Here is a 1,988-nt window from a genome sequence, read left to right as displayed (position 1 = left end):
TTTCAAAGGTTGCAGATTGACTTTCAAAAGACCAATCTTGGCACTCGATGCCGTTACCAGAAAGTGGGAAGTCCCTTCGTATTCCCCCAGCCCCTCTCTCGCCCCGCCGGGCGAAAGAGGGGAGCCTCATTTGACCTTTGGCCTTCGGGAACGGGGAAATCGGGGAAGGTTGCGACTGCCGTAGCGCGCCACGGCCCTGTCCAACAGTTGGGGCTGCCCCCGCTACCGTGGCCCGGCACCGGCCACCGCTGCGCGGCTGCGACGAGGCAGGAAAACACGTTGCGCGCAATGATCCTCTCAACCCACAGGCCTCCGGCGCTCGGAACTCGCGCTCTGAATTCTTGCCCCGCCAGGCACAGTCGTAACCGTCCCCGGTAATTCCGCTGCCGGAGTCCAAAAATAAAATGAGGCTCCCCTCTTTCGCCCGGCGGGGCGGGAGAGGGCGGGGGGAGTGAGTGGGGGAAAGAGCCCCGACAGGCGTGCCAGAAAAAAGACAATGCTATTATTTATGTAGCAATTGGCGCTTATTCCAAGAGGGCAACAGGGGGAAACCCCCTAACCCGTATTCCGCAGCCCGGCCGCAATCCCGTTGATCGAAATGTGAATCCCGCGTTGAATGCGCTCATCGGTCTGACCGGCTCGGTAGCGGCGCACCAGCTCCACCTGCAGGTGATGCAGGGGATCGATGTAGGGAAAGCGGTGGCGAATCGAGCGTTGCAGCGCGGCGTTGTGGGCCAGGCGCTGTTTGTCGCCGGTGATCATGCCCAGCGCTGCTGTCGTGCGGTGCCACTCCAACTCGATCGCCGTGAAGATTTTTTTGCGCAGACGGGCGTCGCTCACCAATTCGGAATAACGCGAGGCCAGCGCCAGATCGCTTTTGGCCATCACCATGTCCATGTTGGAGAGCAGGGTTTTGAAGAACGGCCATTGCTTGTACATCTGTTGCAGCAGGGCCAGCTTGTCCTTGTGTGTGTTTTTGGGCGATGGGGCGCCGTCCTGGCTCATGAACTCCTCCACCGCCGAACCAAAACCGTACCAGCCGGGCAGCGTCAGACGGCACTGGCCCCAGCTGAAGCCCCAGGGGATGGCGCGCAGGTCTTCAATTTTTTGCGAGGCTTTACGCGAGGCCGGACGCGAGCCGATGTTGAGCTCGGCAATCTCGCGGATCGGCGTCGAGTCGAAAAAATACTCGGTGAAGCCGGGCGTTTCGTAGACCAATCTGCGGTAGGCGGCCATGCTGCTTTGCGACAGCGCGTCGGCCGCTTGCAAGAAGGGTTTGGTTGCCGATTTGGTCGGCTGCAGCAGCGTCGCTTCCAGCGTGGCGGCCACCAGGGTTTCCAGGTTGCGCCGGCCAATCTCGGGGTTGGCGTATTTGGAGCCGATGACCTCGCCCTGTTCGGTCAGGCGGATCTGCCCGCGCACGGTGCCCGGAGGTTGCGCCAGGATGGCCTGGTAGCTCGGGCCGCCGCCCCGGCCCACCGTGCCGCCGCGGCCGTGGAACATGCGGAGTTGAATCGCGCGCCCGCCCTGGGTGTTCTGGGCCAGCTGGTCAAACAGTTCCACCAGCGCGATCTCGGCCCGGTACAGCTCCCAGTTGCTGGTGAAGATGCCGCCGTCCTTGTTGCTGTCGGAGTAGCCCAGCATGATGTCCTGCTCGTTGTACTGGTCATGACGGCTGCGCTGCACCAACTGCGCAACGCCCGGCAGCGCATAAAACTCGCGCATGATGGGCGCCGCATTGCGCAGGTCTTCGATGGTCTCGAACAGCGGCACCACGATCAGGTCGCAGCTGGCTTGGGCAGACGGAACGCCGCCGGGCCGCCCCAAGGCGGGCAAGCCTCCTTGGGGGGCAGCGTCGTACACGGAGTGACAAGCGTGGGGGTCATTGAGAATGCCACGCATCAAGCCCACCTCTTTTTGCAGCAACAGCACTTCGAGCAAGTCGCTCACGGTCTCTGTGTGGCTGATGATGTAGTGGCGGATGGCTT

At 62.3% G+C, this 1,988-nt stretch carries 1 protein-coding gene; it reads right to left on the bottom strand.

All coding sequences use genetic code 11. The annotated features are described in order from the left end of the window. Nucleotides 1–555 precede the first annotated feature (555 nt). A partial coding sequence (locus tag B3V69_RS06715) for a phosphoenolpyruvate carboxylase (RefSeq protein WP_296444968.1) occupies nucleotides 556–1,988 on the bottom strand: 1,433 nt, incomplete at its 5' end.

Origin of the sequence: Rhodoferax sp. UBA5149, from assembly GCF_002413825.1 — a bacterium.
Lineage (GTDB): Bacteria > Pseudomonadota > Gammaproteobacteria > Burkholderiales > Burkholderiaceae_C > Rhodoferax.
This window is presented reverse-complemented; position numbering and strand designations above follow the sequence as displayed.